The sequence below is a fragment of the Mycobacterium sp. IDUB_9 genome (assembly GCF_055419505.1).
Map to the genome: position 1 here is coordinate 33141 of NZ_JBVAXU010000008.1, position 26767 is coordinate 59907.

Below are 26767 nucleotides of genomic sequence, written 5' to 3' on the forward strand. Positions count from 1 at the left end.
TGGCAGTTTTATGTGTGCTCGCGGGGCGTCGGGACCACCCAGGCGGCGGTATCGGCGGGCAGGAGAGACTCGGTCGGCTCACCACTGCTCAGCAGAACCTGGCCGGGCGGCAGCGGCACCGGCTCGAGACCGGTGTTGAGGACACACACCAGACCGCCTTCACGCCGCAACGTCAGAACCTCGTCGGCGGTGTCCAGCTCGATCCGATCGCCGGCGAATTCGGCACGGGTGGAGCGTAATTGGATAGCCCGCCGATAGAACGCCAGAGTGGAGGTCGGGTCGGCCTGCTGACGCTGCACCGTCAGCGATGCCCACTCGGCCGGCATCGGCAGCCAGGTGTCGGAACTGGTGGAGAACCCGAACGGCGGGGCATCGCCTGCCCACGGCATCGGCACCCGGCACCCGTCGCGTCCGCGTTCGGTGTGGCCCGACCGCTCCCACACCGGATCCTGGAGCACGTCGTCGGGCAGATCGACGCTTGCCAGCCCGAGTTCCTCGCCGTTGTAGACGAATACCGCGCCCGGTAGTGCCAGCATCACCAAGGCCATCGCCCGCGCTCGCGCCAGCCCCCGGGGGCCGCCGCCGTAGCGGGTGACCTCGCGTTCCACGTCGTGATTGGACAGCGTCCAGGTCGGCGTCGCCCCGGCCAGCTCGGCAGCGGCCATCGCGTTGTCGATCGCGTCGTGGACCTCGCCGGCGTCGAAATCAGCTTGTACCAGACGGAAGTTGAAGCCGAGGTGTAGCTCGTCGGGACGCAGGTACTTCGCGAAGCGTTCATTGCCGTGCACCCACACCTCGCCGACGGCCACCGCGTCGGGATAGTCGTCGAACACGGTCCGGATGAAGCGGTGGATGTCGTGGACGCTGTCGTTGTCGAACCGCGGGTCGTCGTCGCTGCTGCGCAGCAGCGCGGTGTCGGTGACCGCCATGTCGGGCAGCTCGGCTGGTTTGGCCATGCCGTGCGCGACGTCGATGCGGAAACCGTCGACCCCGCGATCGAGCCAGAACCGCAGCGTCTTCTCCAGATCCTCGAACACCGCGGGATGGTTCCAGTTCAGGTCGGGCTGGGCGGGGTCGAACAGGTGCAGATACCACTGGCCCGGCCTGCCGTCGGGTTCGGTGACGCGAGTCCAGGCCGGTCCGCCGAACACCGATACCCAGTTGTTGGGTGGCGTGTCACCGTGCGGGCCACGGCCGTCGCGGAAGATGTAGCGGTCGCGTCGCCGCGGATCGGCCACAGCCTCGACGAACCACGGGTGCGCCGAACTGGTGTGGTTGGGCACCAGGTCCATGGTGACGCGGATGCCGCGGGCATGAGCGGCGTCGAGAAGGCGGTCCAGGGCGTCGATGCCGCCGAACAGCGGGTCGATGTCGCGCGGGTCGGCGACGTCGTAACCATGGTCGGCCATCGGCGACACCATCACCGGGTTGAGCCACAGGGCATCGACGCCGAGCGCGGAAAGATAGTCCAGCCCGGCGCTCACCCCGTCGAGGTCACCGACCCCATCGCCGTTGCTGTCCCGGAACGAGCGGGGATAGACCTGGTAGAAAACCGCGTCCGCCCACCACCGGCGCATGTCAGAACGCCGAGTTCACCATCGAGTCCGCGGCCATGTTCAGATAATCCAGCAACGCCTGCCGGTGGGGCTCGTCCAGAGTCGCCGAGTCGATCGAGGCCACCGCGGTGTGCATGCAGCGCAACCAGGCGTCACGCTCGAGATACCCGATCCGGAACGGGGCGTGCCGCATCCGCAACCGGGGGTGGCCGCGCTGGTCGGAGTACGTCCTGGGCCCACCCCAGTACTGCTCAAGGAACATCCGCAGCCGTTCCTCGGCGCCGTCGATGTCGTCCTCCGGATACAGCGGGAGCAGGATCTCGTCCTCGCGCACCAGTTGGTAGAAACGCGACACGATCGCTGCGAACGTCTCGTGGCCCCCGACTTCGTCGTAGAAAGATCGTTGCACCTGCGTCACGTCACTCATTGTGGTCCATTGTGGCCCCAGCGGACGTCGGGGCCGGTCACGGCGGTCTGGTCACCCCATGTTCATTGGACTGACCTGCGAACACCCGAAGAATTTTCGTGCGTATTGCCGGGATCCGTGGTGGACTGTCTCCTCGGAGGCTCCATGGCGCACAGCAAAAAAGGCCATATACGACGGACCGGCCACATTCCCGGCCCCTCGGGACCCCATGTGCCCAATCGCCCTCTACACAGCGTCGAGATACTTCCCACCAACGCTCCCGACGCGTCCCTGTGGGGGCGCCGCCGCGTCCTGCTGCTCAACTCCACCTATGAACCGCTGACCGCACTTCCGCTGCGTCGCGCGGTGATCATGGTGATGTGCGGAAAAGCCGACGTCGTGCATGACGACCCGTCGGGACCCCTCATCCACTCGGCCACCCGCACCATCGTGGTGCCCTCGGTGATCCGGCTGCGCACATTCGTGCGGGTGCCGTACCGGGCCCGCATCCCGATGACCCGTGCGGCCCTCATGCACCGCGACCGCTTCCGCTGCGCGTACTGCGGCGGGCGTGCCGACACGGTCGACCACGTGATCCCGCGCAGCCGCGGCGGCGAGCATTCGTGGGAGAACTGTGTGGCGGCGTGCGGACCGTGCAACCACCGCAAGGCCGACCGATTGTTGACCGAACTGGGCTGGTCGCTGCGGTGCGTGCCGATGCCGCCGAAGGGTGAGCACTGGCGGTTGCTGTCGACGATCAAGGAGCTCGACCCGGCGTGGGTGCGCTATCTCGGCGAGGGTGCGGCATGATGCCCGACTCGCTGGGCACTCTCGACGCGCCGGCACATCGGGGCTGATACGGTTTGCCCGTGAGCACAGCACTTACCCATTCCCTCCTCGGAGGGGTTCCGCTGTTGTTGTTCGTGGTCCTGGCGTTGATCTTCTTGACCCGCAGGGGACCGCACCCGACTACCTACAAGATGTCCGAGCCGTGGACCCACGAGCCCATTCTGTGGGCTGCCGAGGAGCCGCAGGATCACGGGCACGGCGGGCATGATTCACACGGCGTGACGATCGGAGGCGGCGCAAGTGGCAAGTGGTGAACTGGCGACTGCCACGCAGGACCTGGACCTGCCCTACGGCTATGCCCTGACCTACAGCGGTCGGATCTCGGGAGTCACCGAGCCCGGTGAGCTGTCAGTGCACTACCCGTTCCCGACCATGGATCTGGTCGTCCTCGACGACGCGCTGAAGTACGGCTCGCGCGCGGCGAAGGCCCGGTTCGCGATCTACATCGGCGACCTCGGCGCGGACACCGCCGCCGCGGCACGCGAGATCCTGGCCAAGGTGCCGACCCCCGACAATGCGGTACTGCTCGCGGTCTCACCCGACCAGCACGCGATCGAGGTGGTCTACGGCGCCGCCGTCAAGGGCCGTGGTATCGAAGAGGCTGCCCCGCTGGGCGTCTCGGCTGCTGCTGCTTCCTTCAAGGAAGGCAACTTGATCGACGGTCTGATCAGCGCGGTGCGCGTGCTGTCGGCCGGCGTTGCCCCCGCCTGATCCGCTCTATCTACGCACAGCGAGCGTGCGTGTTTGTCTGCTGACAAGCACGCACGCTCGCTGCGTTTCGCGGTCTGCTAACCCGTCAGTTCCTGGCGGATCTCGACGAAGCGGGTCAGGAACTCGCGCTCGTCGAGCCGCTTGCGCCGCATCCAGGTGCTGACCTCGAAGTTGCACTTGCTGGCATTGCACGATGCGCACGCGGGCACCACGTTGTCCACGGTGTAGCGCCCGCCGCGCGAGATCGCCATCACGCAGTCCTTCTGAAACGGGCCGCCGCTGCCTCCGCAGTAAGCGCACCCACCCCATGCCGCCTTGATGGCGTCCCACTGCTCATCGGTGAGGTCGTGGACCACGAGGTCCATTCGCCGCTTGCGCTTGCGGGCAGCCCGTGCCGCGCGGGTTCGACTGACCGCCATGGGCACAGCGTATGACCGCGAGCGTGCGCAGAATGCGGCTCTGGCACGGCGTGTCGGGACGCAGACCCGCACGCTCGCGGTGCAACGGCGGCCTACCCGGCGTCGAAGGCGCGGGCGCGCAGGGAACGCTCCACGCCGGCACGCCCCTCGATCACCAGGCGGCGCAGCGCAGGCGGCACCTCCGGATCGGACAGGAAAGCGTCCGCCGCGTCGAGCCCGTTACGGCTGATGTCCCACGACGGGTACAGCCCGATCACCACGGTCTGCGCCACCTCGCTGGACCGCCGCTCCCACACCCCGGAGATCGCGGCGAAGTAGCGAGTGGTGAACGGAGCCAACAACTCGGCTTGACCGGGCTGCACGAAACCACCGACGATCGCGCGCGTGGTGATGTTGGCCATGGTGTCGTCCTCGATGACCTGTTCCCACGCCGCGGACTTCACCTCGTCCTGTGGGCGGGCCGCCGACGCCGCTGCGGCGTGACGCTTGCCGGCCGCGGTCGGGTCGGCCTCGGCCTCGGCGTCGATGAACGGCGTCTCGGGTCCGTCGGCGTCGACCTGTCCATTGCGGGCGAGTGCGGTGACGATCCGCCAGCGCAGGTCGGTGTCGATCACCAGGCCTGGCATGTTCACCTCGGCCGGTTCGTTGTCGAGCAGCGTCGACAGCACGGCGACGTGGTTCGGCGCCAGCACCGAGGTGCACAGCGCGTTCACGAAGGCGAGCTGGTGATCCGAACCGGGGGCGGACGCGCGCGCGCGATCGAGCAGCGCATCGCCGAATGCCGGCCAGCCGATCTCGGTGGCCCAGGCGGGATCGGCGTAGGAACCGAGCGCGGTCTGGGCCTGCATCAGCAGCCGCTGCGCGACACCGACCTCGGATTCGGCATGGATGCCGCTCATCACCAGGGCGACGAAGTCGCGAGCCTTCATCTCGGCCTCGCGCGTCATTTCCCAGGCCGCCGACCAGGCCAGCGTCCGGGGGAGCGGATCGGCGATGTCGGCGATCCGAGACAGCACGGTCGACAGCGAGGCCGGGTCCAGCCGCAGCGAGCAGTAGGTCAGGTCGTCATCGTTGACCAGGATCAACTTCCCGCGCGAAACACCGACCAGGGCAGGAACGTCCGTTACCGGACCTTCGACGTCGAGCTCCTCGCGGTGCACCCGGACGAGCTTGCCGGAGCCGGCCGGGTCGTCGTCGTAGATACCGACGGCCAGGCGGTGCACCCGGGTCTCCCCGGCGCCGGGCGCCGCACCCGACTGCGCGATGGCGAACCTGGTGAACGCACCCGAATCATCCACGTCGAAATCAGCCCGCAGCGTGTTCAAACCCGTTGTCTTGAGCCATTGTTGGCCCCAGCCCGACAGGTTGCGCCCGGAGGACTTCTCCAGCGCGCCCAGCAGATCGCCGAAGGTGGCGTTGGCGAAGGCGTGGTCGCGGAAGTAGTCCCGCAGCCCGGAGAGGAACTCTTCGAGCCCGACGTAGGCCACCAGCTGCTTGAGCACCGAGGCGCCCTTGGCGTAGGTGATGCCGTCGAAGTTGACCTCCACGGCGGCCAGGTCCGGGATGTCGGCGGCGACCGGATGGGTCGAGGGGAGCTGATCCTGGCGGTATGCCCAGGACTTCTCCACATTGGCGAAAGTAGTCCACGCGGTGTCGTATTCGGTGGCCTCGGCCTGGCACAGGACCGATGCGAACGTGGCGAAGGACTCGTTGAGCCACAGGTCATCCCACCACTGCATGGTGACCAGGTCGCCGAACCACATGTGGGCCATCTCGTGTAGCACGGTCTCGGCGCGGCGCTCGTAGGATGCCCGGGTCACCTTGGACCGGAAAACGTAGTCCTCCAGGAACGTCACCGCGCCGGCGTTCTCCATGGCGCCCGCGTTGAACTCGGGCACGAACAGCTGGTCGTACTTGCCGAAGGCGTACGGCGTGCCGAAGTTCTTGTGGTAGAAGCCAAAACCCTGCTTGGTCTCGGTGAAAAGCCGCTCGGCGTCCATGAACTCGGCCAGTGAGGCCCGGCAGAAGATGCCCAGTGGGATCTCGCCGTGGGAATCGGAGTACGAGTCGCGCCACACCGCGTACGGCCCGGCGATCAGTGCCGCGAGGTAGGTGCTCATCTTCGGGGTGGTGGCGAAGGTGTGCACGGTGCCCGAGCCGTTGGGCTCGGCGGTGGTGGTGGCTCCGTTGGAGATCACCTGCCAGTGCGAGGGTGCGGTGACCTGGACGTCGAAGGTGGCCTTGAGGTCGGGCTGGTCGAAGCAGGCGAACATTCGCTTGGCGTCGGCGGTCTCGAACTGCGAGTAGAGGTACACCTCGTTGTCGACCGGGTCGACGAAGCGGTGCAGGCCCTCGCCGGTGTTGGAGTACAGGCAGTCGGCATCGACCACCAGGGTGTTGTGTTCGGCCAGGCCGGTCAGCGCGATGCCGGCGGATTCGTCATAGCCGGATACGTCCAGTGCGACACCGTTGAGCGTCGCGCTGCGGACGGTATCGGCCGCCAGGTCGATGAAGGTGTCGGCGCCGGCGAGGGCGTCGAACGTCACAGTCGTGGTGGACCGGAAGGTGCGTTCGCCGGGGTTGCCGTTGCCGTCGGTGAGGTCGAGGATGACGCGGTAGTTGTCGACGGTGACCAGAGCGGCGCGCTCGATGGCCTGTTCGCGGGTGAGATTGGGAAGTGCCACCCGTCCAACTTAGTGGCTGGACGTCTGCCGGACTCGGCCTACTGGGGGAAGCCGGCGATCCCGGCGAGTCCGTTCAGTGCACCCAGGTTGTTCAGGATCGAACCGTCGCTGATCGAGGACATCATCTGCGGGCAGTACATCTGGATGGCGATGCCGGTGAAGAACGACGCCATCTGGGGGGACATGCCGCCGTCGCCGCGCATCTCGGAGGCCACCGAGGCGAAGTCCTTGCCCGGCTCGACCAGCATCGGACACACGTCCTGGCCCATCTGGACGGCGGTGTTGGGGTCTCCGTAGCCCACTCCGGCGTTGTTCAGCGCGTTCAGGAACGAGCTGTCGTTCGGGTCGGCCGGGGCCGGGACGGGATCGGCTTGCGCAGGCGCTGCAAACGCGAGGACGGCGGCGACTGCACCTGCGGTCGACAGGAGGGCACGAGCGGCCATATTAAGCTCCTCAGCTATCACGCAGAACCCTTACGTCGCTCTGCTTACTTGGGCAACAGTGGTTTACCAGGGTCACAGGAACACCACGTTTCGGTAAAGGTTCGCGCACTATGCGTTTCCTGTGCTGCTGCCGTGACTTCAGCATGCATGTCGACATGCCAGCCATCATTGTTGTCGCAAAAGGTACCCGGATAGTTACTCGCGTCGGGAACATGTCGACAGGGGTGCACAGTTGTGCTGAACGCACCTGTGCCCTGAACCACGTCGAGAGGAACGCGTAGATGGCTCCCAAGGATCAACCCAACGATCAGAAGGCCGCAGACCAAAAGGACGTGGCCGGCTTCTGGTTCGACCCGCTGTGCCCATGGTGCTGGATCACCTCGCGCTGGATCCTCGAAGTCGAGAAGGTCCGTGATGTCGACGTCCAGTTCCACGTCATGAGCCTCGCCGTGCTCAACGAGGGCCGCGATCTGCCCGAGAACTATCAGGAATTGATGAAGAAGGCGTGGGGCCCGGTCCGGGTCGCCATCGCCGCCGAGCAGCTCAAGGGCCCGGAGATACTCGGTCCGCTCTACACCGCGATGGGCTTCCGGATTCACAACCAGGACAACAAGGACCTCGACACCGTCATCGCGCAGGCCCTCGACGAGGTCGGCCTGCCCGCCGAACTGGCCGAGGCGGCCACCACCGACAAGTACGACGAGGCCCTGCGCAAGAGCCACCACGCCGGTATGGACGCCGTCGGTGACGATGTGGGCACCCCGACCATCCACGTCAACGGCGTTGCGTTCTTCGGTCCGGTGCTCTCGAAGATCCCTCGTGGCGAAGAGGCCGGCAAGCTCTGGGACGCGTCGGTGATATTCGCGTCGTACCCGCATTTCTGGGAGCTCAAGCGCTCCCGCACGGAGGCTCCGCAGTTCGACTGAGGGGTGAACCCCGGCCAAAATCGCGATTCCGGTTGCGTAACACCGCGGCTCACGCCACGGTGTACGGATGACAGCGGCCGAGCCCAGTACCGACGGTTCCTACCGCGACAGGATCGCCGCTGTCGAGCCGGGAGGTAACGAGCACATCGCCGAGGCCGACCGGCACGGCAAGCCCAGCCAGTTGTTCTGGACCTGGACCTCGCCCAACCTGGAATTCGCCACGATCTTCCTGGGCGTGCTGGCGGTCTCCGTCTACGGAATGACCTTCTGGCAGGCGGTGGCAGGCCTGGCGCTCGGTACCGGTCTCGGCGCGCTCGCGCATTACTTCCTGTCCAAGCGCGGGCCACTGCACGGAGTGCCGCAGATGGTGTTGGGCCGGCTGGCGTTCGGCTTCAAGGGCAACGCCGTGCCCTCACTGTTGATGACGGTGACCGCCGGCATCGGCTGGTTCGCCACCAACAGCGTCAGCGGCGCGTTCGCGCTCTCCACCCTGTTCGGTGTCGCACCGGTGCTGGCCCTGGTGTTCGTCGTCGTGGTGCAGACCACGCTGGCGGTATTCGGGCACAACCTGGTGCAGGCTTTCGAGCGGTGGGCGTTCCCGGTCCTCGCGGTGATCTTCGCGATCACCTCGGTGGTGATCCTGAGCAAGGCTGATCTGGGCGCTCCGGCGGTCACCGGCGGTGTCGGCGGTATGGGTGGTTTTCTGCTCACCGTGGGTACCGCGTTCGGCTACGTCGCGGGCTGGGCGCCGTACGCGGCTGACTACACTCGGTACCTGCCGCGGTCAGCGGCCGGCCCGCGCACCGGATTCTTCGCTGCCGCAGGGCTGTTCGTGTCCTGCATGCTGTTGCAGACGGTGGGTGCGGCCTCGGTGACCATCGGCCCGGCGGTCTCGGACAATCCCACCACTGCATTCACTTCGGAGCTGGCCCCGTGGCTGGCGAGCCTGACCCTGCTCGCGATCGCGATCGGGGCCGTCGCCGCCAACGCAATCAACATCTATTCGGGCGCAATGGCTTTCGTGACCATCGGGATCAAGCTGCCGCACCACATCGCAAGGGCACTGGCGACCGCGTTCTTCGGGGTCGTCGGATTCCTCATCGCCCGGTGGGCGCTGGCCGACGCCGCGGCGAGTTACGAGGCCTTCCTGCTGATCATCGCGTACTGGATCGGGCCGTGGCTCGGCGTGGTGTTCGCCGACGAATATCTCCGCGGCGACGCACCCGTCGCGCAGTTCCTCTACGACCGGTCCTATACCAACTGGCCCGGCCTGGCGTCGTTCCTGCTCGGCCTCGTGGTGTCGGTGACGCTGTTCGGCAACCAGACGAAGTTCGTCGGCTACATCGCGCGTGAGTTGCCGCAGTTGGGCGACATCACGTTCTTCGTCGGGTTCCTCATTGCCGGTGCCGGCTACCTGGTGTTGTGCCGATCCAAGCTGACCGCGGAACGAAAGGTGCCGGCATGACCCCGGAACAGATGCTCGACGTCGCCGTCGAGGAAGCGCGAAAAGGGTTGGCCGAAGGCGGTATTCCGATCGGCGCCGCACTGTTCGGTTCGGACGGCACCCTACTGGGTGCCGGGCACAACCGGCGGGTGCAAAACGACGACCCGTCGATCCACGCCGAGACCGACGCCTTCCGGGCTGCCGGGCGTCAGCGCGGCTACCGGTCGACGATCATGGTGACGACGCTCTCGCCGTGCTGGTACTGCAGCGGGCTGGTGCGTCAGTTCAACATCGGCGCCTTGGTGATCGGGGAGAGCCGAACCTTCACCGGTGGTCATGACTGGCTGGCCGAGCACGGAGTGGCGGTTACCCTGCTCGACGACGAACGCTGCGTGGCAATGATGGAGGACTTCATCGCCGAGCGGCCGGATCTGTGGGCGGAGGACATCGGCGAATGAGCGCCATCGCAACTGTGGACATGTCCCGCTGGTACGCCGGTGGGGCCGCGGCCGACGCGGTCGCCGCCGAGGTCGACGCCGGGCTGCAGCGTGCTGGGTTCATCGTCGTCACCGGCCACGGTGTCGACACCGACCTGGCGGTCAAGGTCCGCGCGGCCAGTCGGGAGTTCTTCGCGCTGTCCCACGAGGTCAAGGAGCGCTACTCGGTGCCGGTCGGCGGTCACGGCTGGATCGGGCCGGGAGCCGAGGCCAATGGCTACGCCGAGGGCACCGAGACCCCACCTGATCTCAAGGAGAGCTACAGCCTGGGCGCCGAGACCGCGACCGGCGACGTCGACGTCGACCGCATCTGGTTCGCCCCCAACGTGTGGCCGGCCGAGGTTCCCGCGCTGCAGTCGTTGGTGGACGAGTACACCGCCGCCATGCGGAAGGTCTCTGACGACCTGCTGGCGCTGTTCGCCCACGCCCTCGGACTGGCGGTCAATCCCTTTGTCGCGCTGGCAGACCGGCCGACGTGGACCATGAACATCAATCACTATCCGCCGGTCAGCGTGGTGGGTGAGCCGGAGGCGGGCCAGTTCCGCATCGGTCCGCACACCGACTTCGGCACCGTGACGGTCCTGGACCGCGAGCCGGGTGCGGGCGGGTTGCAGGTCTACTCGGAGCAGGAGGGCTGGGAGGACGCGCCGTGGGAACCAGGATCTCTCACGGTCAACATCGGCGACCTGCTGGAGTACTGGAGCGGCCGGCGTTGGCCCTCGGGCCGGCACCGCGTGCTGCCGCCGCAGCCGCACGCCCCCGAAGAAGACCTGGTCTCGTTGATCTACTTCTACGAGGCCAACCACGACGCACTCGTCACCCCGCTGGAGCCACCCATCGGCAAGGTCGCGGGCTTGGAACCGGTGACGTCATCGGCGTTCATCAAGGAACGCCTCGACGCCATCACCATCGGGTAGCTCGGGGCGGGTCGCGTCGTCTGAGAGAATGACCGGCATGCGCGTCTACATCGGTGCCGACCACGCCGGATTCGAGTTCAAGCAGACCATCATCGAGCACCTCAAGAAGACCGGCCACGAGCCGATCGACTGCGGTGCCTACGCCTACGACGCCGATGACGACTACCCGGCGTTCTGCATCGACGCGGCGGTCAAGACAGTCGCGGACCCGGACAGCCTCGGCATCGTGTTGGGCGGTTCGGGCAACGGTGAGCAGATCGCCGCGAACAAAGTGCCCGGCGCCCGCTGTGCCCTGACCTGGAGCGTCGAGACCGCCAAGCTGGCCCGCGAGCACAACAACGCGCAGCTGATGGGCCTGGGCGGACGCATGCACACCGAGGAGGAGGCACTGGCCATCGTCGACGCGTTCCTGTCGACGCCGTGGTCGGAGGCCGAGCGGCACCAGCGCCGCATCGACATCCTCGCCGAGTACGAGAAGGACCACGTAGCCCCGCCGGTTCCCGGCGCGCCTGCCTGACCCATGCCCGAAGGGCACACCCTGCACCGGCTGGCCCGGCTGCACCAGAAGCGGTTCGGCCGGGCACCAGTGGTGGTGTCCAGCCCGCAGGGGCGGTTCGCCGACGGTGCGGCCGCGGTCAACGGCCAGGTGTTCAAACAGGCCGACGCCTGGGGCAAACACCTGTTCCACCACTACGACGGTGGCCGGGTGGTGCACATTCACCTCGGCCTGTACGGGACGTTCACCGAAGCTCCCGTCCCGCTGGGGTTGCCGGTCGGTCAGGTGCGGATGCGGATCGTGGGTACCGGTTACGGCACCGACCTGCGCGGGCCGACCGTGTGTGAGGTGATCGCCGAGCCCGAGATCGCCGACGTGGTAGGCCGTCTCGGTCCCGACCCACTGCGCAAGGATGCCGACCCCGCGTTGGCCTGGGCGCGAATCAGCAAGTCGCGTAGAACAATCGGCGCGCTGCTGATGGACCAGTCGGTGATCGCCGGCGTCGGCAACGTATACCGCAGCGAGCTGCTGTTCCGTCACCACATCGATCCCTACCGGCCCGGCACCCACCTGGGGCAGACCGAATTCAGCGACATGTGGACCGATCTCGTCGAGCTGATGAAGGTCGGCGTACGTCGGGGCAAGATCGTCGTCGTCCGCCCCGAGCACGATCACGGGGCGCCGGCCTACGGTCCCGGCCGGCCCCGCACCTACGTGTATCGGCGCGCGGGGGAAGCCTGCCGGGTGTGTGGAACCCCTGTGCGCACCGCCGAATTGGAGGCACGCAACCTGTTCTGGTGCCCGACCTGCCAGGTGTGAGTGCGCGGCCTCGGCGTGGACACGGGACAATCTCGGAGTGGAATTGATCCTCGTCGTCGTCGGAGCCATTCTCGTCACAGCAATCGCACATCGACGCGGGATGGAACCCGCCCTGATCATCGTGGTGATCGGTAGCGCGGTCTCGTTCCTTCCCGGGTTCGAACCGCCTGAACTCGATTCGCACATTCTGTTGACGGTGGTGCTGCCGCCGCTGCTGTACTCGGCGGCGCTGAACTTCTCCTTCCCGACGTTCTTCCGCAACATCCGTCCGATCCTGGGACTTGGCGTAGGCCTGGTCGTGGTGACGGCTTTCGCGGTGGCAGCGGTGTCGTCGTGGCTGGTGCTCGTGCCGTTGACCTTCGGGCTGGCCCTGGTGCTGGGCGCGATCGTCGCACCGCCCGACGCGGTCACCGCCGTCGCGGTGGGCCGCAAGCTCGGGCTGCCCAAACGGGTGATGGCGATCCTCACCGGCGAGAGCCTGATCAACGACGCGGCCGCGCTGACGCTGTTCTCCATCGCGGTGGCACAGGTGGCGGGTAGCCACACCTTCATCGAGAACCCCCTCCTGCTGTTCGGCTACAGCGCCACCATCGGTCCACTGGTCGGGGCGCTGCTGGGTTATGTGACGCTGTGGATTCGCAAGCACCTGGACAACCCGGGCCTGGAGACGGTGCAGGGACTGGTGGTCCCGTTCGCGGCGTTCATCACCGCCGAGGAGGTGCACGCCTCGGGCGTGCTGGCAGTGGTGGTCGCCGGTTTCGTGGTCGGCAACGGCGCGATGGGTGCGGGATACCAGACGCGGCTGCAGGAACGGTACGTATGGAACTCGTTGGACGTTCTGCTTGAGGCATTCGTGTTCGCCTACATCGGACTGCATCTGCGCTTCGTACTGGAACATCTGAACGAAGCCCACGAGTCGCTGGCCGAAGTCGCCATCGCCTCGGCGATCGTGTTGGTGATCGTGCTGTTCATCCGCCCGCTGTCGGTGTTCCTGATGTTCGGCCGCAACAAGCTGTCCCGGCACGTGGAGAGCAAGTTCACCGCGCCGGTTCCCGACGGCGCCGGAGGTGTGCTCAGCCGGCGCAGACGAAAGCCCAAGGCGCACTGGCGCACTCTGATCGACCGTCGCTCGTTGAGTTGGCGAGAGAATCTCGTCGTGTCCTGGACAGGGATGCGCGGAGTGGTGACATTGGCAGCGGCCGCCGCGATCCCGGCCACCACCGCTACCGGCGAACCGTTCCCGGAACGCGCCACCATCCAGGCCATCGCCTTCGTGGTGAGCGTGGGCACCCTGCTGATCCAGGGCTGGACCCTGCCGCTGCTGATCCGCCGGCTGAATCTGTCCCGGTTCTGCGACGACCACGCCGCCGACCGCGAAGAAGAACTCAAGGCCGAGCGAGTGGTGCACGATGCGGCCGACGAGGTTCTCGACGCGTTCGAGGCAGATCCTCCCGACGGCTTGGATCCTCGTGTGGTGACCGAGATTCGCGCGGTGATCGCCCGGCATTCACAGGACGCCGACGAAATGCCCGATCCCGAGGCGCTCACCAAACGGGCTGCGGTGTTCTCGGGCCTCTACCGCAATGTGCTTGCGGCCCAACGCGGGGCACTCATCGCCGAGCGTGACGAAGGCCGGATCGAAGACGAGGCGGTACGCGCCATGCTGGAGCGTCTGGATCTGCAGGAGGCCGGTGTGTCGTCGCGTCTGGAGAGCCGCCTCTAAAGCCCGAGCGTCTGCTCGGCAGGGGTCAGAAGCCCCCGAAATCACCACCGAAGTCGCCGAAGCCACCACCGTCGAAGCCGCCGCCATCCCAGCCGCTGGCATCCGTGCCGCCCCAGTCACCGCCGCCGTCGGCACCGCCGGTGTCGCCACCGTCGAAGCCACCGGCGTCCTGGCCCGCGGCGAGACCGTCGGAATAGCCGTCGCCGTAACCGCTTTCGAAACCCTGTGCGCCGTAGCCGACTCCGTGCATGCCCGAGAACATCGCGTCGAACAGCAGTACCGAGCCCAGACCCCAGGCGCCGGCCACCAGGGCCGGCTTCCACCACGGTTCGGAGTACCAGCCGGCGGGCACCGGGCGACCGGCCACCCGTCCGCCGGGGTAGTAGTTCGGCGTGCGCTGCGACGGGGTGGGGGAGGCCTCGATCTCGCGGCCCTCGAAGGCGATCCGACGGTCTTCGGTGACCTCGCCGGCCGAGCGCTGGCCGCTCAGCGACTCCAACTCGGGACCCGGATCCATGCCCATCGCGGTGCGGGCCGCGCGCACGTAATAGAGCCCCTCGATGGCGCTCTCCTTGGCCAGCGCGGCCTGCTTGGCCGTGGTGGCCTGATCGATCTGTGAGGACGCCGCGGTGTAGCGCTCGGAGGCGTCGGCCAGCGCCTGCTTGGACGCATCGTCTGAGCCGGTGAGGTTGAGCACCTGCCCGCCGAGACGCTCGATCAGCCGGCGCGCGTCAGCCTTGGCGTCGGCCAGCGACTCCGCGGATCGGCGGCCGTTGGCCTGCGACGAGCTGTACACAGCGAAGGCGATCGCGGCGATGACCAGGACGATGAGTACCAGCAAAACGCTGTTCATGGCGTCCAGCGTACCGACGGGAAACGGCGCTTCCGGGTTCTCGAAGCGAACTCAAATTACGCCGAGAGCGGAGTACACCTCGTTGGACAGCGCGACCGTGCGCGGATCGGCATTGCACTTGGTGGCGTCGAAATAGTTCATCACGTACGCGTAGCCGATTCGGTGCTCCAGATCGACGAAGGCGAACGAGCCACCCGACCCGCCGTGGCCGAAGATGCCGGTGTTCGGCCCGGACACACCGCGCTGGTTGAGCATGTAGCCCAAGCCCCAGCCGTGATCGGCCACCCGCGCGCCCAGCACCACGTCGACGTCGAATCCGCCCTGGGAGACCCGGCACCGCTCCATGTGCTCGCGCGTGAGCAGCTTCTCCTGGGCCAGCGCGTTGTAGAAGGTAGCCATGCCGAGTGCCGAGACGTGCCCGTTGGTGCTCGGAAACTCTGCCGCGCGCCAGGCGTCCAGGGCCTGCACACCCAACTCGTCATCGGGCACGAAGTCCATCGATACCGCCCAGCCGGCCATCGGATGGTCGTCGAGGGAGGCCGGCGGTTGGTTGACGTGGTTGTCGGCCAGCAGGCTGCGCACGGAGGGTTTGTTCACCATCTCCGCGCACCGGTGATGGTCCCAGGCGGGCAGGCCGATGTGGATGTCCGCGCCCAGCGGTTCGGCGATCTCGGTGCGCAGATACTGGCCGATGGTGCGGCCGGTGACCCGGCGCACCACCTCGCCGAGGATGAAGCCGAACGTCACGACCTGGTAGCCCTGGGCGCTGCCGGGCGGCCACCACGGTGTTGCGGCGGCGATCCGGGTGCATACCGCGTCCCAGTCGGTCACCTGCTGCCAGCCCATCGGCTCGCGCGGGCCGATCACACCAGAGCGGTGACCGAGCACCATCGCAATGGTGATGTTCTGCTTTCCGGCCTGGCCGAACTCGGGCCAATATCGGGCCACCGGCGCATCCAGGTCGATCTCACCGCGATCGGCCAACAGATGGATGCACGTGCTTGCCAGGCCCTTGGAACCGGAGTACACGCTGGCCAGGGTGTCCTGCTGCCACGGTCGGGTGCCTGCCGCGTCGGCCGATCCACCCCATAGGTTGACCACCAGATCGCCCTCGACCCAGACCGCGACAGCGGCGCCGACCTCATTGTGGTGGGCGAAGTTGTCCGCGAAGGCGTCGCGCACTCGGGCGAATTCCGGTGCGCACGTGCCTGCGATGGCGGTCAGTACGGGCATGCGACTCCTGCACAGGTGGGGCTTTACGGCAGCGGTGCGAGAACCTGCTCAGCGCGCGGCCATGTCATCTTCAAGATCGGTCAGTCAAACCCACCCGTTACTCACGGTAGGTGGGCCGCAACCGCGAAGCACCCCCGAAGTACGGATCGAAAACCATTCGAGACGGGGCCGTGATGATCGGGAGTGTCCTGCAGTTGTCGATCAGACGCCGCTCTGAGTGCTTTGGCCACCGTTTTCTGTGCCAGGGTCGTGCCTATGGCCGGGCGCGCGTCGTTTCCTACCTCAGGGTCGTGCCGCCGACCTGGCAACGACCATCCGGTAGAAATCGGCGGGCCAGGCCGGGGTGAACTTGTCCCGCGCCCGATGACCATGACGCAAAGGCGGCTCCGCCGACCGAGGGACACGATCGGCGGAGCTCAGGTTCCCTGCCTAGTGACCGACGGGCGTGCCGCGTCGGCCCGAAAGGCCGGTGTAGACCGCGATCAGCACGATCGCCACCACGACGCCAACGACGAACGGGATGATCTGGAACCCGCCGTTCGCGTTGCTGTATCCGAATGCGGAAGTGATCCAGGAGCCGAGCAGGGCACCGGCGATCCCGAGCAGGACAGTCATGAGTGTGCTCAAGTTCTGCCTACCGGGCATGATGAGTCGCGCAAGAACGCCGATAATCGCGCCGACGACGATTGCGCTGATAATTGCTCCGATCATCTCGCTGCCTTTCGTTCAAGCCGACTTCCTTTTCGTCGGTGTGATGTACACCACTCTCCTCCGAATTTGGCCTGTCCGCCCGCGCCGAGATGTAGTCGATACCCAGCAGCCGCCTACTCGTCGGTAAATCGCTCCCCGGCCCGGCCGCATGAGCGAGCAGCGCCGACATGTCCGCGATGGCCGATTGCCGGGCTCGAAACCGCACTTAGACCGCTATGACCGCGCGATAATCGGCCTCGTGTCCGTTGCGCTCTGGGTGCTTGCCGCGGTGTTCGCCATCGGAGCCGTTGCCGGTGGGTTGTTGCGGATTCGTGCCTGGCTCGCCAAGCCCGTGCCACCCGAAGTGATCGAGGCTGCGCACCGTGATGACGACAAAGATGACTAGTGCCGTGAGAAGCGCCCTCGTCGGTGCGTTCGCTGCGGGGACCGTATCGATCGGGTCTCCGGTCGCTCATGCGGATCGAGTCGAACCGCCGCCGCTGTACGGGCACTACAACCTGTACATCGACTTCTCGAAGCAGACGTTCAACGGAATGCCGACACCGATGAATCCGATTACGGTGCCTGTCGAATTCACCACCAGCTGTGCCGCGGATGGATGCGTTGCGCGCATGGACAACACGGGCGATCACGCTCGCAACCCAGGCGCTCCCGTGGCATATGAGTACCGATGGAACGGCGGACGTTGGGATACGAGCGGCGAGTATCCCTACTTCTGCGATCGCAGTGACCCGAGCAGCGCAGTGCAGGCCCGGCGCTCGGATTACTGGATCCCGAACGCCGACGGCAGCTTCTTCGGAGAGCGCACCCTGGTCACCGAAGGGGTCGGGTGCCCAGGTGAGGGACCAGGCACCCACTGGCTGCCGATAACGCTGATTCCCATAGATCCACCACCTGGGCCGGCGCAGTGATTCGGGGGTAGGCAAACAAAAAACCGCCCCAGCGGGGCGGTTCATGTGGAGCGGGCGACGGGAATCGAACCCGCGTAGCTAGTTTGGAAGACTAGGGCTCTACCATTGAGCTACGCCCGCATGTGCAGCATCAGCACTGTACCGGTGTGCCCCCGATCAAAGCCAATTGAATGCTCCGTGCCGTGAGCACGTAGTATCTCGCGTGGTCCGTTCGTGGGTTTTGCCGCAGCGGATCGACCACCACGGGGTGTAGCGCAGCTTGGTAGCGCATCCGCTTTGGGAGCGGAAGGCCGCAGGTTCAAATCCTGTCACCCCGACTCACCCGCCAGTGCGAAAGAACTATCTAGGAGCAGGAAGAGTGAAGAGCACAGTCGAGCAGTTGAGCCCCACCCGGGTTCGCATCAACGTGGAGGTGCCCTTCACCGAGCTTGAGCCCGATTTCGACCGCGCTTTCAAGGCGCTGGCCCAGCAGGTCCGCCTGCCCGGTTTCCGTCCGGGCAAGGCCCCGCGCAAGTTGTTGGAAGCCCGTGTCGGTCGCGGTGCGGTGCTGGAGCAGGTCGTCAACGACGCGCTGCCGAGCCGCTACAGCGAGGCCGTCACGGCCTCCGACGTCAAGCCGCTGGGTCAGCCCGAGATCGAGGTGACCAAGCTGGAGGACGGCCAGGAGCTGGCGTTCACCGCCGAGGTCGACGTGCGTCCCGAGATCACCCTGCCCGAGTTCGACTCACTCAAGATCACCGTCGATCCGATCGAGGTCGACGATGAGGCCGTCGACGCCGAGCTGCAGTCGCTGCGTGCCCGCTTCGGCACCCTGACCGGCGTCGACCGCGGTGCCGCCGAAGGCGATTTCGTCTCGATCGACCTGTCGGCCACCGTCGACGGCACCGAGGTGCCCGAGGCCGCCACCGAAGGCCTGTCGCACGAGGTCGGTTCCGGTCAGCTGATCGAGGGCCTCGACGATGCGATCACCGGTCTGAAGGCCGGCGAGTCCAAGGTCTTCACCACGAAGCTGGCCGCCGGTGAGTTTGCCGGCAAGGACGCCGAGGTGACGGTGACCGTGAAGTCGGTCAAGGAGCGCGAGCTGCCCGAGGCCGACGACGACTTCGCCCAGCTGGCAAGCGAATTCGACACCATCGGCGAGCTCAAGGAGAGCCTCACCGACCAGGTTCGCCGGGTCAAGAGCGTGCAGCAGGCCGAGCAGATCCGCGACAAGGCCATCGAGACGCTGCTGGAGCAGACCGAGGTTCCGTTGCCGGAGAAGATCGTTCAGGCCCAGATCGACGACGCCCTGCACAACGCGATCCACGGTCTCGAGCACGACGAAGACAAGTTCGCCGAGCAGCTGACCGAACAGGGCAGCAGCCGTGAGGAATTCGACGCCGACAACAAGTCGAATGCCGAGAAGGCCGTCAAGACGCAGCTGTTGATGGATGCCGTCGCCGACAAGCTCGACATCCAGGTCGGCCAGAACGATCTCACCGAGCGTCTGGTGCTGATGTCGCGTCAGTACGGCATCGAGCCCCAGCAGCTGATCCAGATCCTGCAGCAGAACAACCAGCTGCCGGCCATGTTCGCCGACGTGCGCCGCGGGTTGACGATCGCCGCTGTCGTGCACGCCGCCACCGTCACCGACACCGACGGCACCGTGATCGATACGACGGAGTTCTTCGGACCGGCTGAGGCGGCGCAGGGCGAGGGTGCCGACGACGCGCCTGCCGATGACGCGTCTGCCGAGGAGTCCGACGAAAAGGCCGCCGACGAAAAGGCCACCGACGCCGCCGAGTGACGCTGTGAGCGAACGCGCCCCCGTACGGGAGTGCGTGGGGCCGCAGTTTCGTTAGTGTCGTCGTAGTGCCAATGCGTTTACCGAAGACGTAGAAGAAAGCAGGTATCCAGTCGTGACTGACATGCGTTCGAACGGGAGCGGGTTCAGCCTCGTCGACTCCGTCTATGAGCGCTTGCTTGCCGAGCGGATCATCTTCCTGGGGTCGCAAGTGGACGACGACATCGCCAACAAGCTGTGCGCGCAGATCCTGTTGCTGTCGGCGGAGGATCCCACCAAGGACATCCACCTGTACATCAACTCGCCCGGCGGCTCGATCAGCGCCGGCATGGCCATCTACGACACGATGGTCCTGGCGCCGTGCGACATCGCCACCTACGCGATGGGCATGGCGGCTTCGATGGGTGAATTCCTGCTGGCCGCCGGCACCAAGGGCAAGCGTTACGCCCTGCCGCACGCCCGGATCCTGATGCATCAGCCATTGGGTGGTGTCACCGGTAGCGCCGCGGACATCGCGATCCAGGCCGAGCAGTTTGCGGTCATCAAGAAGGAAATGTTCCGGCTCAACGCCGAGTTCACCGGACAGACGATGGAGCGCATCGAGGCCGACTCCGACCGCGACCGCTGGTTCACTGCGCCCGAAGCCCTGGAGTATGGGTTCGTCGACCACATCATCACCAGCGCCAACGTCAACGGCACCGGACCGGGAGCAGGACTAGACAAATGACCGACCATACTGATCCCCGGCTTCAGCCGCAGGCCCGCTACATCCTGCCGTCGTTCATCGAGCACAGCAGCTTCGGCGTCAAGGAATCCAACCCGTACAACAAGCTGTTCGAGGAACGCATCATCTTCCTCGGCGTGCAGGTGGACGACGCGTCGGCCAACGACATCATGGCCCAGCTGCTCGTGCTGGAGTCGCTGGATCCCGACCGTGACATCACCATGTACATCAACTCGCCCGGTGGCTCGTTCACCTCGTTGATGGCGATCTACGACACCATGCAGTACGTGCGCGCCGACATCCAGACCGTGTGCCTCGGGCAGGCCGCCTCGGCCGCCGCGGTGCTTCTGGCGGCCGGTACGCCCGGTAAGCGTCTGGCCCTGCCCAACGCCCGGGTGTTGATCCATCAGCCTTCGCTGGGCGGCGTGATCCAGGGCCAGTTCTCCGATCTGGAGATCCAGGCCGCCGAGATCGAGCGGATGCGCACCCTGATGGAGACCACGCTGGCCCGCCACACCGGAAAGGATCCGGAGCAGGTCCGCAAGGACACCGACCGGGACAAGATCCTCACCGCGGAGCAGGCCAAGGAATACGGGATCATCGACACGGTCCTCGAGTACCGCAAGCTGTCCGCTCAGGCCTAGCGGCACGACGGCGGTTCCAGCCCGATGACACACGCCCTGCCCGGTCACTCCCGGTGCGGGGCGTGCGTCGTCGAGGGACGACCTGGAAATCCCGCTGACCTGCATGCGCGCCGGGCCTTGGACGGCGTCGGTATCGTCGACCACGGTAAATGCCGCGTACGGACCACGTGTCACGGCTATTCGTCCGCGTTGCCCAACGACACGCCAAGGACACGGTCAGCGCGCCGACAGGTGACAAGCCGCCAGGAGAGATATGTTCTCCTGCACGTGAACAAATACCACCGGAGCGATTCGGCCTTATCGGTCGCACCGCGACGGAACGAACGGGTAGCGTCGGGTTTACGCCCGAGGTAACCGAGCAAGTGGCGTAACGACCGACCTGCGAACAGGAAGTAGGACCTCCCCATATGGCGCGCATCGGAGACGGCGGTGACCTGCTGAAGTGCTCGTTCTGCGGCAAGAGCCAAAAGCAAGTCAAGAAGCTCATTGCTGGTCCCGGCGTGTACATCTGCGATGAGTGCATCGATCTGTGCAACGAGATCATCGAGGAGGAACTCGCCGACGCTGACGACGTCAAGCTCGACGAGCTGCCCAAACCCGCGGAGATCCGGGATTTCCTCGAGGGCTATGTCATCGGGCAGGACACCGCGAAGCGGACGCTGGCCGTGGCGGTCTACAACCATTACAAGCGCATCCAGGCTCAGGAGAAGGCCCGCGATTCCCGGTCCGAACCGGTTGAGCTGACCAAGTCCAACATCCTGATGCTGGGCCCCACCGGCTGCGGCAAGACCTACCTGGCCCAGACGCTGGCCAAGATGCTGAATGTCCCGTTTGCAATAGCGGATGCGACGGCGCTGACCGAGGCCGGCTATGTGGGCGAGGACGTCGAGAACATTCTGCTCAAGCTGATTCAGGCCGCCGACTACGACGTCAAGCGCGCCGAAACCGGCATCATCTACATCGACGAGGTCGACAAGATCGCCCGCAAGAGCGAGAACCCGTCGATCACTCGTGATGTTTCCGGTGAGGGCGTGCAGCAGGCGCTGCTGAAGATCCTGGAAGGCACCCAGGCGTCGGTCCCGCCGCAGGGTGGCCGCAAGCACCCACACCAGGAATTCATCCAGATCGACACCACGAACGTGCTGTTCATCGTGGCGGGCGCATTCGCGGGCCTGGAGAAGATCGTCTCGGACCGGGTCGGCAAGCGCGGACTGGGCTTCGGCGCCGAGGTGCGGTCCAAGGCCGAGATCGACACCCAGGATCACTTCGCCGAGGTGATGCCCGAGGATCTGATCAAGTTCGGTCTGATCCCGGAGTTCATCGGGCGCCTGCCGGTCGTGGCGTCGGTGACCAACCTGGACAAGGAGTCCTTGGTCAAGATCCTCTCCGAGCCGAAGAACGCTCTGGTGAAGCAGTACGTCCGGCTGTTCGAGATGGACGGCGTGGAGCTGGAATTCACCGAGGATGCACTCGAGTCCATCGCCGATCAGGCCATCCACCGTGGCACCGGAGCTCGCGGGTTGCGCGCCATCATGGAGGAAGTCCTGCTGCCGGTGATGTACGACATCCCCAGCCGCGACGACGTCGCCAAGGTGGTCGTCACCAAGGAGACCGTCGAGGACAACGTGCTGCCGACCATCGTGCCGCGTAAGCCGCCGCGTTCGGAGCGCCGCGACAAGACCGCCTGAGTCCTCTCGCGAACAGACGCAAAACTGCCCCTTTTCACTCGAAAAGGGGCAGTTTTGTGTCTGCTCGGCGTTAGCGGGTGACCCGATCGGGGCGGGTGTAGACGTTCATCGAGTCGCCCCGCAGGAACGCCACCAGGGTCAGCCCCGATTGGCTGGCCAGGTCGACGGCCAGTGAGGACGGCGCCGAGACGGCCGCCAGGATCGGGATGCCCGCCATCACGGCCTTCTGGGTGAGCTCGAACGACGCCCGGCCGCTGACCAGAAGCACGGTGGCAGTTGACGGAATCCTCTTGTGTTCCAGTGCCCAGCCGATCACCTTGTCGACGGCGTTGTGCCTGCCGATGTCCTCGCGGACGACGAGCATGGTGCCGTCGACGGTGAACAGCGCCGCCGCGTGGAGGCCGCCGGTGCTGGCGAAGACCTTCTGGGCATCGCGCAGCTTCGCGGGCATCGCCGAGAGCACCGCGGCGGGAACCGTGGACGGGTCATCGCCCGGGCAGTGCTTGCTGCTCAATCGCACCGCCTCAAGCGACGCCTTGCCGCACACCCCGCATGACGAGGTGGTGTAGAAGTTGCGGGTCACGTCAACCTCAGGCTTGGGAACATCCGGGGCCAAGGTCGCGTCCAACACGTTGTAGGTGTTGACCCCGTCTTCGTCGGCGCCCCGGCAGTAGCGCACCGATACCAGATCCTCGCGCCGGCGGATCAGCCCCTCCGTCAGCAGAAACCCTTGCGTCAACTCGACATCGGCGCCCGGGGTGCGCATGGTGACGGTGATGGGTGTGCCATCGACCCGGATCTCCAGAGGTTCCTCGACCACCAGGGTTTCCGGCCGCGCCTCGGCCGTCCCACCGGTGACGTGGTGGGCGCGACGGCGGGCGGTCACCCGTCCCATCAGGGGGCTTCCGTTCCGCGACGCTGCAACCGGATGACGACAGCTTTGGACACCGGTGTATTGGACTTCGCGGCCGTATGGTCCAGCGGCACCAGCGGATTGGTCTCGGGGTAGTACGCCGCGGCGTTGCCTGCCGGCGTGGAGTAGGGCACCAGCAGGAAGTCGTCGGCGCGGCGTTCCTGGCCGCTGAATTCCGATACCAGGTCCACGCGATCACCTGCCTGGAACCCCAACCGCTCGATGTCGACGGGGTTGACGAACACCACCCGCCGTCCGCCCTTGACACCGCGGTAGCGATCGTCAAGGCCGTAGATCGTGGTGTTGTACTGATCGTGGCTGCGCAGGGTCTGCAGCACGAGCCGTCCCTCGGGCACCGGCACCCACTGCAGGGGGTTGACTGCAAAGTTGGCTTTGCCTGTGGTGGTGGGGAATTCGCGGGAATCCCGTGGCGGGTGGGGGAGCTGGAACCCGTCGGGCCGGCGCACCTTGGTGTTGTAATCAGCGCAGCCGGGGACCACGGCGGCGATCGCGTCGCGCACGGTGTCGTAGTCGCCGGCGAAGGTTTCCCACGGCACCGGATGGTCCGGGCCCAGCAGGGCGCGGGCGAGCTCGCAGACGATGCCGACCTCGCTGCGCAGCTGATCGCTGGGCGGGTGCAGGCTGCCGCGCGACAGGTGCACCATCGACATCGAATCCTCGACCGACACCTGCTGCTTGTGTCCGTCGACGATGTCGCGGTCGGTGCGGCCGAGGGTCGGCAGAATCAGTGCGGTCCGACCGTGCACCAGGTGACTGCGGTTGAGCTTCGTCGAAATCTGAACGGTCAGCGCGCAACTGCGCAGCGCGCGCTCGGTGACCTCGGTGTCGGGGGTGGCCGACACGAAGTTGCCGCCCATCCCGATGAACACACTGGCCCGGCCGTCGCGCATGGCACGAATGGCGTCGACGGTGTCGTAGCCGTGCCTGCGCGGGCTGGTGATACCGAATCGCTTGTCGAGCGCATCCAGGAACGCGTCGGGCATCTTCTCCCAGATGCCCATGGTCCGGTCGCCCTGGACATTGGAGTGGCCGCGCACCGGGCATACCCCGGCACCGGGCTTGCCGATCATGCCGCGCAGCAGCAGCAGGTTGGTGGCCTCACCGATGGTCGCCACCGCATGATGATGCTGGGTGAGTCCCATGGCCCAACACACGACGGTGCGCTGGGAGGCAGCCAGCAGGTCGGCGACTCGCTGCAGCTGAGCACGGTCCACGCCGCTGGCTTCGGTCACGGTGTCGAGGTCGACGCCGCGGGTCTGGGTGGCGTACTCGTCGTACCCGGCGCAGTGCTCGGCGATGAACTCGTGGTCCAAGACGGGCGCCACGGCTCCAGCCCTTTCGTCGGCCTCCAGCAGCAACCGGCCCAGCCCGGCGAACAGCGCCATGTCCCCACCGATGCGGATCTGCACGAACTCGTCCGCGATCGGGACGCCGTGCCCGACGACACCGTTTACCTTCTGCGGATCCTTGAACCGGATCAGGCCGGCCTCGGGCAGCGGGTTGACCGCAATAATCTTGGCGCCCTTGGCTTTCGCCTTCTCCAGTACCGAAAGCATGCGGGGATGGTTGGTGCCGGGATTCTGCCCGGCGATCAGGATCAGATCCGCCTCGGTCACATCCTCGACGGTGACCGAGCCCTTCCCGATACCGATCGACTCGGTCAGCGCGGCACCCGAGGACTCGTGACACATGTTGGAGCAGTCCGGCAGGTTGTTGGTGCCGTAACTTCTGACCAGCAGTTGATAGAGGAACGCGGCTTCGTTGCTGGTGCGCCCGGACGTATAGAAGAGGGCCTCGTCGGGGGAGGCCAGCGCATTGAGGTGCTCGGCGATCAACCGGTAGGCGGCGTCCCAGGAAATCGGCCGATAGTGGTCCTCGTCCGGCGCCAACACCATCGGATGGGTGAGCCGACCCTGTTGAGACAGCCAGTATTCGGGCTTGGAATCGAGTTCGGCGACGCTGTGGCGCGCGAAGAACTCGGGTGTCACCACACGTTTGGTGGCTTCTTCGGCGACGGCTTTGGCGCCGTTCTCGCAGAACTCGGCGAGTTTGCGGCCACCGTGCTCCTCGGGCCAGGCGCAGCCCGGGCAGTCGAAGCCGTGTCGCTGGTTGAGTCGGGCCAGCGCGGCAGCGGTCCGCAGCGGCCCCATCTGCTCGAACCCGCGCTGCATGGACACCATGACGGCCTTGACCCCGGCGGCCTCGTCTTTGGGTTCGGTGATCAACGCGGCGCGCTCGTCGTAATCGGCATCGATGTCCTTGGCGCTGGTCATGAACCCAATCTAGTCCCCGAAAAACCGGGGGAGGCCCCGCTTGGCGGGTGGCCACATTCGATATTTCACATGCAGTGATAGATGCTTTCTATCGAACTGGGCGGATGCGGGGGAGACGATGGCAAGTGACGTGCTACTTCAGCAGCTCGACTATCTGCTGGCACTCGCGACCGAGCGGCACTTCGGCCGGGCAGCCACGCGATGCCACGTGAGTCAACCGACCCTGTCGGTGGCTATCCGCCGGTTGGAGCGCGAGTTGGGCATCGTCATCGTGCAGCGGGGCCATCGCTTCGAAGGATTTACCGAAGAAGGTCAGCGCGTCGTGAGCTGGGCCCAGCGGATCGTTGCGGAACGCGATGACATGCTCGCCGATATCGACCGCATGCGGGGCCGGTTGACTGTCACCGCCCGGATCGGTGCAATACCCACAGCGGTGCCCACCGGCCCGTTCATCACCACCGAATTCCTGCGCCGCAATCCCGCGGCGTCGGTGCGTATCGAGGCATTGTCATCACGCGAGATAGCCCGGCGGCTCGCTGATTTCGAGATCGACGCCGGGTTGACATATCTCGATGACGAAGCTCCGCCCGGAACCAGGTCGGTGGAGATGTACCGGGAGCGCTATGTCCTGGTGGCGCCGGCCGACCATGCACTGATGCGCCGCCGAGAGGTCGCGTGGTCGGATGCGGCCGGGCTCGAACTCTGCGTGCTGAACACCACGATGCGTAACCGGCGCATCCTCGATGCCAACATGGCCGCTGAAGGGGTGCGCTATCGCCCTGTGGTGGAGGCGGACTCGGTCGATGCGCTGTATGCGCACCTGACGAACTCGCCGCGCGCGACCATCGCATCCACCGCATGGCTGCCACAGCTCGGGGTGCCGTCGGGCTTTACTGCGAGGCCCATGGTGCAGCACGGTCCGCGCCCGACGATCGGACTGGTGGTGCTCGACCGTGCGCCTGCGTCGATCGTGGCCGCCGCGCTCGTCGAGGTGGCCGCCGATGTGGACGTCGGCGCACGCATCGACCGCTGGTGGGGCGAGACGGGGCAGGCGAGCGCCGAAATTATGTAGATCGTCAGAGACCGCGTACTCCCTTGCCACCGAGGGCATGGTCGGTCAGGT

The 26767-nt window shown here is 66.2% G+C and carries 27 protein-coding genes and 2 tRNA genes; 18 read left to right on the forward strand and 11 right to left on the reverse strand.

The window, feature by feature from the left end; genetic code table 11:
* Positions 1-8: 8 nt before the first annotated feature.
* Positions 9-1577 carry a glycoside hydrolase family 13 protein gene (locus ACZY08_RS26225; protein WP_463747541.1) on the reverse strand — a complete coding sequence of 523 codons (1569 nt, stop codon included), beginning with the start codon at positions 1575-1577 and terminating at the stop codon, positions 9-11.
* A gap of 1 nt (position 1578) precedes the next feature.
* Positions 1579-1965: a globin gene (locus tag ACZY08_RS26230; protein WP_196808296.1), complete on the reverse strand. Its 387-nt coding sequence runs from the start codon at positions 1963-1965 to the stop codon at positions 1579-1581.
* A gap of 162 nt (positions 1966-2127) precedes the next feature.
* On the opposite strand from ACZY08_RS26230, the gene ACZY08_RS26235 reads away from it, so the two are divergent.
* Genes ACZY08_RS26235 through ACZY08_RS26245 form a run of 3 tightly spaced genes read left to right on the forward strand, consistent with a single transcriptional unit; the run spans position 2128 to position 3522 of the window.
* Positions 2128-2772, forward strand: a complete 645-nt coding sequence (locus ACZY08_RS26235) for an HNH endonuclease (protein ID WP_463747542.1) — start codon at positions 2128-2130, stop codon at positions 2770-2772.
* A gap of 59 nt (positions 2773-2831) precedes the next feature.
* Complete coding sequence (gene ctaJ, locus ACZY08_RS26240) at positions 2832-3065, forward strand: aa3-type cytochrome oxidase subunit CtaJ (RefSeq protein WP_463747543.1); 234 nt, start codon at positions 2832-2834, stop codon at positions 3063-3065.
* On the forward strand, positions 3052-3522 hold the full coding sequence (locus tag ACZY08_RS26245; RefSeq protein ID WP_463747544.1) for a DUF5130 domain-containing protein: 471 nt from the start codon (positions 3052-3054) through the stop codon (positions 3520-3522). Before ctaJ ends, ACZY08_RS26245 begins: the two co-directional genes overlap by 14 nt.
* A 77-nt stretch (positions 3523-3599) precedes the next feature.
* On the opposite strand, the gene ACZY08_RS26250 is transcribed toward ACZY08_RS26245, so the two are convergent.
* The 3 genes from ACZY08_RS26250 to ACZY08_RS26260 all read right to left on the reverse strand — a co-directional run bounded on the left by ACZY08_RS26250 (position 3600) and on the right by ACZY08_RS26260 (position 7068).
* A complete protein-coding gene (locus ACZY08_RS26250; RefSeq protein ID WP_463747545.1) occupies positions 3600-3941 on the reverse strand; it encodes an HNH endonuclease in 342 nt (113 codons plus the stop codon).
* 92 nt (positions 3942-4033) lie between these two features.
* Positions 4034-6625, reverse strand: coding sequence for an aminopeptidase N (gene pepN / locus ACZY08_RS26255; RefSeq protein ID WP_463747546.1), 2592 nt, complete (start codon positions 6623-6625; stop codon positions 4034-4036).
* 38 nt (positions 6626-6663) lie between these two features.
* Positions 6664-7068: a DUF732 domain-containing protein gene (locus ACZY08_RS26260; protein ID WP_463747547.1), complete on the reverse strand. Its 405-nt coding sequence runs from the start codon at positions 7066-7068 to the stop codon at positions 6664-6666.
* Positions 7069-7349: 281 nt separating this feature from the next.
* Here ACZY08_RS26260 and ACZY08_RS26265 point away from each other — a divergent pair, with 281 nt between their 5' ends.
* From ACZY08_RS26265 to ACZY08_RS26295, 7 genes are all read left to right on the forward strand, one after another.
* Positions 7350-7994, forward strand: coding sequence for a mycothiol-dependent nitroreductase Rv2466c family protein (locus tag ACZY08_RS26265; protein ID WP_463747548.1), 645 nt, complete (start codon positions 7350-7352; stop codon positions 7992-7994).
* Between the two features lie 67 nt (positions 7995-8061).
* Positions 8062-9459 carry a purine-cytosine permease family protein gene (locus tag ACZY08_RS26270; RefSeq protein ID WP_463747549.1) on the forward strand — a complete coding sequence of 466 codons (1398 nt, stop codon included), beginning with the start codon at positions 8062-8064 and terminating at the stop codon, positions 9457-9459.
* The gene (locus ACZY08_RS26275; protein WP_055115642.1) at positions 9456-9896 is read left to right on the forward strand and encodes a nucleoside deaminase; all 441 of its coding nucleotides are present in this window, start codon (positions 9456-9458) and stop codon (positions 9894-9896) included. Before ACZY08_RS26270 ends, ACZY08_RS26275 begins: the two co-directional genes overlap by 4 nt.
* Complete coding sequence (locus ACZY08_RS26280; protein ID WP_463747550.1) at positions 9893-10852, forward strand: isopenicillin N synthase family dioxygenase; 960 nt, start codon at positions 9893-9895, stop codon at positions 10850-10852. The genes ACZY08_RS26275 and ACZY08_RS26280 overlap by 4 nt, the downstream gene beginning before the upstream one ends.
* A 37-nt stretch (positions 10853-10889) precedes the next feature.
* Positions 10890-11369, forward strand: a complete 480-nt coding sequence (locus tag ACZY08_RS26285) for a ribose-5-phosphate isomerase (RefSeq protein WP_463747551.1) — start codon at positions 10890-10892, stop codon at positions 11367-11369.
* 3 nt (positions 11370-11372) lie between these two features.
* Positions 11373-12167, forward strand: a complete 795-nt coding sequence (locus ACZY08_RS26290) for an Fpg/Nei family DNA glycosylase (RefSeq protein ID WP_463747552.1) — start codon at positions 11373-11375, stop codon at positions 12165-12167.
* Positions 12168-12204: 37 nt separating this feature from the next.
* Positions 12205-13890 carry a cation:proton antiporter gene (locus ACZY08_RS26295; protein ID WP_463747553.1) on the forward strand — a complete coding sequence of 562 codons (1686 nt, stop codon included), beginning with the start codon at positions 12205-12207 and terminating at the stop codon, positions 13888-13890.
* Between the two features lie 25 nt (positions 13891-13915).
* On the opposite strand, the gene ACZY08_RS26300 is transcribed toward ACZY08_RS26295, so the two are convergent.
* The 3 genes from ACZY08_RS26300 to ACZY08_RS26310 all read right to left on the reverse strand — a co-directional run bounded on the left by ACZY08_RS26300 (position 13916) and on the right by ACZY08_RS26310 (position 16687).
* Positions 13916-14743, reverse strand: a complete 828-nt coding sequence (locus tag ACZY08_RS26300) for a DUF1542 domain-containing protein (protein WP_463747554.1) — start codon at positions 14741-14743, stop codon at positions 13916-13918.
* Positions 14744-14794: 51 nt separating this feature from the next.
* Positions 14795-15976, reverse strand: coding sequence for a serine hydrolase domain-containing protein (locus ACZY08_RS26305; protein ID WP_463747555.1), 1182 nt, complete (start codon positions 15974-15976; stop codon positions 14795-14797).
* 429 nt (positions 15977-16405) lie between these two features.
* Positions 16406-16687 carry a GlsB/YeaQ/YmgE family stress response membrane protein gene (locus tag ACZY08_RS26310; protein WP_039380771.1) on the reverse strand — a complete coding sequence of 94 codons (282 nt, stop codon included), beginning with the start codon at positions 16685-16687 and terminating at the stop codon, positions 16406-16408.
* Positions 16688-16925: 238 nt separating this feature from the next.
* Here ACZY08_RS26310 and ACZY08_RS26315 point away from each other — a divergent pair, with 238 nt between their 5' ends.
* Positions 16926-17072, forward strand: coding sequence for a hypothetical protein (locus ACZY08_RS26315; RefSeq protein WP_088304406.1), 147 nt, complete (start codon positions 16926-16928; stop codon positions 17070-17072).
* Positions 17065-17598, forward strand: coding sequence for an MBOE_33420 family protein (locus ACZY08_RS26320; protein ID WP_463747556.1), 534 nt, complete (start codon positions 17065-17067; stop codon positions 17596-17598). The genes ACZY08_RS26315 and ACZY08_RS26320 overlap by 8 nt, the downstream gene beginning before the upstream one ends.
* A gap of 46 nt (positions 17599-17644) precedes the next feature.
* Here ACZY08_RS26320 and ACZY08_RS26325 read toward each other — a convergent pair.
* A tRNA-Gly gene (locus ACZY08_RS26325) sits at positions 17645-17718 on the reverse strand.
* A 123-nt stretch (positions 17719-17841) separates the two neighbouring features.
* Here ACZY08_RS26325 and ACZY08_RS26330 point away from each other — a divergent pair.
* From ACZY08_RS26330 to clpX, 5 genes are all read left to right on the forward strand, one after another.
* Positions 17842-17915, forward strand: a tRNA-Pro gene (locus ACZY08_RS26330).
* A gap of 41 nt (positions 17916-17956) precedes the next feature.
* Positions 17957-19384 (forward strand): trigger factor, encoded by a 1428-nt coding sequence (tig, locus tag ACZY08_RS26335; RefSeq protein WP_463747557.1) that lies wholly within the window; start codon positions 17957-17959, stop codon positions 19382-19384.
* Positions 19385-19505: 121 nt separating this feature from the next.
* Positions 19506-20108 carry an ATP-dependent Clp protease proteolytic subunit gene (locus ACZY08_RS26340; protein WP_029109764.1) on the forward strand — a complete coding sequence of 201 codons (603 nt, stop codon included), beginning with the start codon at positions 19506-19508 and terminating at the stop codon, positions 20106-20108.
* Positions 20105-20749, forward strand: coding sequence for an ATP-dependent CLP protease proteolytic subunit ClpP2 (gene clpP2 / locus ACZY08_RS26345; RefSeq protein ID WP_166905455.1), 645 nt, complete (start codon positions 20105-20107; stop codon positions 20747-20749). Before ACZY08_RS26340 ends, clpP2 begins: the two co-directional genes overlap by 4 nt.
* Positions 20750-21156: 407 nt before the next feature.
* A complete protein-coding gene (gene clpX, locus ACZY08_RS26350; RefSeq protein ID WP_463747558.1) occupies positions 21157-22437 on the forward strand; it encodes an ATP-dependent Clp protease ATP-binding subunit ClpX in 1281 nt (426 codons plus the stop codon).
* Between the two features lie 70 nt (positions 22438-22507).
* Here the strand turns inward: clpX and fdhD are convergent, their stop codons facing one another.
* On the reverse strand, positions 22508-23332 hold the full coding sequence (fdhD, locus tag ACZY08_RS26355) for a formate dehydrogenase accessory sulfurtransferase FdhD (protein ID WP_463747559.1): 825 nt from the start codon (positions 23330-23332) through the stop codon (positions 22508-22510).
* Entirely contained in the window at positions 23332-25644 is a 2313-nt protein-coding gene (locus ACZY08_RS26360) for an FdhF/YdeP family oxidoreductase (RefSeq protein ID WP_463747560.1), read from the reverse strand. The genes fdhD and ACZY08_RS26360 overlap by 1 nt, the downstream gene beginning before the upstream one ends.
* Before the next feature lie 118 nt (positions 25645-25762).
* Between ACZY08_RS26360 and ACZY08_RS26365 the strand changes: the two genes are divergently transcribed.
* Entirely contained in the window at positions 25763-26716 is a 954-nt protein-coding gene (locus ACZY08_RS26365) for a LysR family transcriptional regulator (RefSeq protein WP_463747561.1), read from the forward strand.
* Positions 26717-26767 lie beyond the last annotated feature (51 nt).